This is a genomic window from Fortiea sp. LEGE XX443 (genome assembly GCF_015206815.1).
Taxonomy (GTDB): Bacteria; Cyanobacteriota; Cyanobacteriia; order Cyanobacteriales; family Nostocaceae; genus Nostoc_B.
This window is the reverse complement of the sequence record NZ_JADEXZ010000137.1, coordinates 1-5,610: the sequence shown is the minus strand read 5'-3', so window position 1 is coordinate 5,610 and position 5,610 is coordinate 1. Positions and strand designations below refer to the sequence as shown.

The following is a 5,610-nucleotide window of genomic DNA, read 5'->3' as shown; positions in this document are numbered from 1 at the left end:
CTAATTCACATTTGTTACTGGGATTCAATCATTTAATTGCAGCCATGAATCAATTTAAACCCTTTTATGCTTCTGGATGATTTAGCTCCTGAACTACTTGCTTATTCCGGAAAGTGACAGAAGAGGGCTAACAAGTTACGCGCCAGTGGTTTAAGCGTAGAAACAGGCAAATTCGGCGCAATGATGCAAGTTTATATCGAAAATGATGGGCCGGTAACTTTGTTACTCGAACGAGAAGCGACGTGAAAAAGTGCGAAGTAACGCGATGTGCGACTTATTCTTGAAACCCCTCTTCATAGCTTGCTTCTCTTACGAGACGCTACCGCGAACCCGCAGGGTACCTCTCCCCGCAGCGAAGAGAGGCTTTGAGTATTACTCCCCTTCCCTTGTAGGGAAGGGGTTGGGGGTTAGGTTTGAAAGAAAGTTGCACACCACGTGAAATAATAAGTTTTTCTCCTACTCCTTGACTTCTAAAACTAGACTACTGAGTTCTAAATGATGAGAGAATATTAAATTAACCATCACAAAACTTAAAATTCTTTCATCATGGCAAAAATCCAGTTTTCTAGAGGTCTTGACGAAGATGTAGTCCCAGATGTACGTTTAACGCGATCGCGCACAGGCGATACTGGTACAGCAACCTTTATTTTTACAAATCCCAAAGCCTTGAGCCAAAGCAGCACTGAGGAAATTACCGGGATGTACCTGATTGACGAGGAAGGCGAAATAATTACCCGCGAAGTCAAGGGTAGATTTGTCAACGGTAAAGCAGAAGCATTAGAAGCTGTTTACATTATGAAATCTTCTGACGAGTGGGATCGCTTTATGCGCTTCATGGAGCGGTATGCTGAACAAAACGATTTGGGATTCAGCAAATCTTAACCCGGATTTCTCACCAATTATTGCAACCTCAGTCCAGAGTCCGTAGGGGCGGGTTGAGCGAAATATTCGTGAATGATTTGAGCATATCTGTGAAACCGCCCCTACTGTTTGTGAGAAATGCGGATTAAGTAGTCATTAGTCTATAGTCATTAGCAAACGACTATAGACTAATGGCTCTTTGCAACAATTTAAGCACTCATACCAATTTTCTAAAATTCGGCAACTTTGAAACCTAGATAAAATCTGAATTTCTTAATTACGAATTACGAATTACTTATGACGCAACAACCTCATCCAGATGCGGCAAAAATGACGGTAACTTGTGCAATAGTGACTGTCAGCGACACTCGCACCCAAGAAACAGATAAAAGTGGTCAACTTATCCAACAATTGTTGTTAAGTGCTAACCATAGTGTTGCAGCCTACGCAATCATCAAAGATGAGCCAGCACAAATACAAGAACAGATAGAATTGCTGGGTCAAAGTGCCAAGTTAGATGCAATTATTTTTAATGGTGGTACAGGTATTGCACCGCGAGATACTACTTATGATGCTATTGAGAAATTATTAGAAAAAACTCTGCCGGGATTCGGAGAGTTATTTAGATTTTTAAGTTATCAAGAAATTGGTTCTCGCGCGATCGCCTCTCGCGCTGTCGCAGGTGTTTATCAAAATAAATTAATCTTCTCTCTTCCTGGTTCTAGCAATGCAGTGCGGCTAGGTATGGAAAAACTGATTTTACCTGAACTGACTCATTTAGTCAGCCAAATGCGGAAATAGGGAGTGATCCCAATTTGGGATTTTAGCTTTAAAGAGGTTGTATTCTAAGCGCTTAGGTAAAATTAATTACATAACAAGTAGGAAGAGGTAGTTTGAGCATATTTTTTAGACTATCTTTTTTTACTACGAAATCGTAGAATTCTACGGTGTAGTCTAATGCCGTGTAGATAACGCGACTCTGGAGGTTAAAATGACAGAAGAACCTACGATTCAATTCACTTTTGCCGTTGATGACCCAGAATTAGATGATGAGAGACGGCAAAAAATAGCCAGCAAGCTGCTGCGGGAAATCCGCGATTTGGATGAGGTGGAGAAAGCCGATCGCGCTGAAGATTTGAACCCAGAAGTAGGAAGCAAGCCAGGATTCGCCACTTTGATCGGATTCCTGACGGCTGAAGTGAGCATGAAGAATGTTACAAGCTTCTTAGGTTTTTTGGGCGATCGCCTGGGAGACAAGCCCATCAAAATTACTGTTAAAGTTGGCGAGAAAGAAGTCAACATAGAAGCCAAAAGCAGACAAGAACTGCTAGAAAGTGAGAGAGTAGCAAAAGACTTATTAGCAGCAATGAGCGATCGCAGTAATGGCTAAGAAGATAGCACTACTGATTGGAGTCAGTGAGTATGGTGAAGGGATTCCACCTTTATCATCTGCGCTCAATGATGTGGAAGCTATGCAGCGAGTTTTGCAAAACCCAAATCTAGGAAGTTTTGAGCAGGTTGAGCGGCTGCTGAATCCCGACGCGATCGCCATGCGAAAAGCAATTCACAAGCTGTTTAGAGAAGTTGCAAAAGACGACTTAGTATTATTCTTTTTCTCTGGTCATGGTATTACTAATGATCAAAATCATCTCTATTTAGCGACTCGAAATACAGCTAAAGACGATTTTGAAGCTACTGCTGTAGACGCAAATTTTATCCAAGGACAATCAAACAATTGCTATGCTAAACGGCAAGTTTTGATTTTAGATGCTTGCTACAGTGGTGCTTACGCTCAAGGTTGGCGGACAAAAAGTGTTGGTGTTGATATCAAAAAGCAGTTAGGCGCGGAGGGGCGAGTTGTTCTAACATCTTCAAGTGCAACTCAAACATCTTTTGAACAAGAAGGTGCAACACTTTCCCTCTATACTCAATATTTAATTGAGGGAATTGAAACAGGCGCAGCAGATACAGATAACGATGGCAATATTCATGTATGTGAACTGCATGATTACGCTAAGGCAAAAGTCCAAGCAGTCAAGCCTAAGATGACACCAGAAATCATTCTGGATAAGGAAGGATACAATATTTTACTGGCTTATGCGCCAAAGAATCCAGAGGTAGAGTATCGCAAGCTGGTTGAACAATATGCTCAAAATGGTGAACTGAATGAGTTTGTCTACTTAGTTTTGAAGCCAAAACGCAAAACATTTGGACTCACAGATGAACAAGCCGATCAAATAGAAAACGAAGTTCTAGAACCTTTTCGTAGAAGGTTAGCAAATTTAGAAAGTTACAAACAAGAATTTGCTAGGGCTGTTGAGCAAAAATATCCTCTAGATGAACACATTTTAAAGATACTGAAAGATTACCAGCAAGATGTTTTAGGTCTAAGAGATGAAGATGTAGAGGACATAGAGAAAGAGATTACATCTACTAAAGGAACACAAAAACAAGAAGCAGAAAGACTACAACGCCAACGAGAAGCAGAAGAAGCTGAGAAATTACAACAAAAACAAGAAGCAGAAAGGCTGCAACACCAACAAGAAGAAGCTGAAAGAATACAGAAACAACAGGAAACCGAGAGGTTAGAAAGACAACGAAAACAAGAGGAAGCAGAAAGGTTAAAACGGCAACAAGAACAGGAAACTGATGATCTGAGTTCTACTAAAGGCGTAAACTATACACATTTGCGCGATTTACTCAAAGCTGGAAAGTGGAAGGAAGCGGATGAAGAAACTCGATCAGTGATGCTAAAAGCTGCTGGTAGAGAAAAAGAAGATTGCTTTGATACCAATTCAATTGAAAAATTTCCTTGCACAGACTTACGCACGATTGATCAACTGTGGGTAAAATACAGCAATGAGCGTTTTGGATTTAGTGTGCAGAAAAAAATCTGGCTAGAAGTAGGAAAAAATTGGAATGCTTTTTGCTCACGTGTAGAATGGCAGAGATCCGCAATGGGCTGGGTAAAAATGGAAAGTATAAAATATTATTATGAATATGATGATCAAGCCCCATATGGAAGTCTCCCTATCGGAATACCCCATCCAATTAGAGTTTCTGGAACGAAATCTTCATATCGATCAATTCCATATTTGTGTCTCTTCTCTCGCGTCCAGACTTGTAAACTGTAGCATATAAGGTTTACACAAAATTGTAAAAATTTCCAAATAGGTCATTTCTACGAAGTCTTGCAGGTTCTACGTTCCGCCGTTTTTGCCACTTTTGCTGTTGCACTTGTAGTATGGCGTTAGCAACTTGCCCAATGAATAAAGAATTGACTCAAGTGGGTTTCAGATCCCCGACTTCTTTGAGAAGTCGGGGATCTTTTTGTTCACATAACTGCTCTATACTCAAAGTTTCATGTTTTGAAGTTGAAGTTCCGTGTTCTAAGCTCGAAGTTTTGTGTTCTGAACTCCAAGTTTCGTGTTCTGAACTCCAAGTTTCGTATTCTGAACTCGGTGTTTCATGTTCTGAACTCGGTGTTTCATGTTCTGAACTCCAAGTTTCATGTTTTGAACTCGGTGTTTCGTGCCCTAAACGAGAATGTTCGTGTTCTGGGGTGGAATGATGGTGTTGTGAGGGCGTAGGCGCAGCCCGTCGGAGACATCGCTCGACTTAAATTATAGAATAATGAGCGATCGCTCTCCAAGAGTTTAAAAAAAATCCTCTCATTTTACTCATATTGGCAATCGCCTCACCCGAAAAGTTTCATTACTTACAGAAATAATTGAACCAGCCTCTAAATCTTCCTGGCACTCATTCAAAACTTGCGTCAACTTTTCGTTAATTACATCGTAATTTTCATTTCCTAATCTAAACAAGATGACACTGGGTAAATTATCTCTACTAACTGCTAAAAGCTGGGCAAAATCTAAATCTACAGTTAATAAAATTCTCCCTTCTGTACGGGCTTTAATTAAAATCTCGTTATCTGGTAGCCTTTGCAAACCTTCATCGCGCAAATGCACCACATCATAACCACCACTACGCAACCAAGATACAGTACGTAGTGAAATTCCCATATCTGCCAAGAACTTCATTATGACGATTATGCACTTTTGAAGGGATAAACTCGCTCTTGAGTCAACCACGCCGCGTAAAGTAGAGATTGACGAATATCATCTGGTTCTAAATCTGGATATTCTTCTAAAATTTCTTCTACAGTTTTGCTATTAGCAACTAAATTAACGACAAGAGAAACCGGAATCCGCATCCCACGAATGCAAGCTTGTCCCGCCATAATGTTCCGGTCAAATGTAATTCTGCTCAGATTTAACATAAGATTATTTAAATTATTTCTAATGGTGTTGCTGACGCTGGGCAATCTGGATTAGTAATCTTAATGCTTCATTCACTGCTTCATCATTAGGAAAAGCTTGAGCAACATCAGGATCTAAACGCACTAGGTTCGTTTGTGTACGATATTGCTCAACATATTTACCTCTAATTCCCCCTGCCATTTGTGCGAAGTCATATTCAGGGCGTAGTTCATCTTCCATTTCGTTTTCAATTCCTTCTTCATAAAAACTCCTTTCTTGACGGGTAGCTTTTCGGTCGCTGATAATTCTTACAGTTTCTCCTCTATCAGTATGTGCAACTACTAAAAGTTGTCCAAACTCAGAGGGTGTTTGAAAAGTTTTGAGTGGTGAAATTTTATGCCAATCGCCTCACCATGATCCGGATCATGGCAAGGTAAATAAACGTCTCCGATGTTTCGGGCAATAACTCATAATCTCGAACTAATCG

7 protein-coding genes and 2 pseudogenes are annotated in these 5,610 nt (G+C 40.3%); 5 read left to right on the top strand and 4 right to left on the bottom strand.

Translation table 11 applies throughout. From position 1 onward, the window contains the following. Window positions 1–132 precede the first annotated feature (132 nt). The 5 genes and pseudogenes from IQ259_RS26580 to IQ259_RS26560 form a co-directional block, all read left to right on the top strand. Window positions 133–246, top strand: a pseudogene (locus IQ259_RS26580) (D-aminoacyl-tRNA deacylase); the annotation flags it as partial. 300 nt (window positions 247–546) lie between these two features. Then, window positions 547–882 (top strand): photosystem II reaction center protein Psb28, encoded by a 336-nt coding sequence (gene psb28 / locus IQ259_RS26575; protein ID WP_193888974.1) that lies wholly within the window; start codon window positions 547–549, stop codon window positions 880–882. A gap of 276 nt (window positions 883–1,158) precedes the next feature. Then, a complete protein-coding gene (locus IQ259_RS26570; protein ID WP_193888973.1) occupies window positions 1,159–1,662 on the top strand; it encodes a molybdenum cofactor biosynthesis protein B in 504 nt (167 codons plus the stop codon). A gap of 190 nt (window positions 1,663–1,852) precedes the next feature. After that, complete coding sequence (locus IQ259_RS26565; RefSeq protein ID WP_193888972.1) at window positions 1,853–2,251, top strand: hypothetical protein; 399 nt, start codon at window positions 1,853–1,855, stop codon at window positions 2,249–2,251. Continuing rightward, window positions 2,244–3,995 (top strand): GUN4 domain-containing protein, encoded by a 1,752-nt coding sequence (locus IQ259_RS26560; protein WP_193888971.1) that lies wholly within the window; start codon window positions 2,244–2,246, stop codon window positions 3,993–3,995. Before IQ259_RS26565 ends, IQ259_RS26560 begins: the two co-directional genes overlap by 8 nt. Before the next feature lie 546 nt (window positions 3,996–4,541). Here the strand turns inward: IQ259_RS26560 and IQ259_RS26555 are convergent. From IQ259_RS26555 to IQ259_RS26535, 4 genes and pseudogenes are all read right to left on the bottom strand, one after another. Then, window positions 4,542–4,904, bottom strand: a complete 363-nt coding sequence (locus IQ259_RS26555) for a DUF5615 family PIN-like protein (RefSeq protein ID WP_193888970.1) — start codon at window positions 4,902–4,904, stop codon at window positions 4,542–4,544. A gap of 8 nt (window positions 4,905–4,912) precedes the next feature. Further along, the gene (locus IQ259_RS26550) at window positions 4,913–5,143 is read right to left on the bottom strand and encodes a DUF433 domain-containing protein (protein ID WP_193888969.1); all 231 of its coding nucleotides are present in this window, start codon (window positions 5,141–5,143) and stop codon (window positions 4,913–4,915) included. Between the two features lie 19 nt (window positions 5,144–5,162). Further along, window positions 5,163–5,363, bottom strand: coding sequence for a hypothetical protein (locus tag IQ259_RS26545; RefSeq protein ID WP_193888968.1), 201 nt, complete (start codon window positions 5,361–5,363; stop codon window positions 5,163–5,165). Between the two features lie 154 nt (window positions 5,364–5,517). Further along, a pseudogene (locus IQ259_RS26535) lies at window positions 5,518–5,610 on the bottom strand (IS5/IS1182 family transposase); the annotation flags it as partial.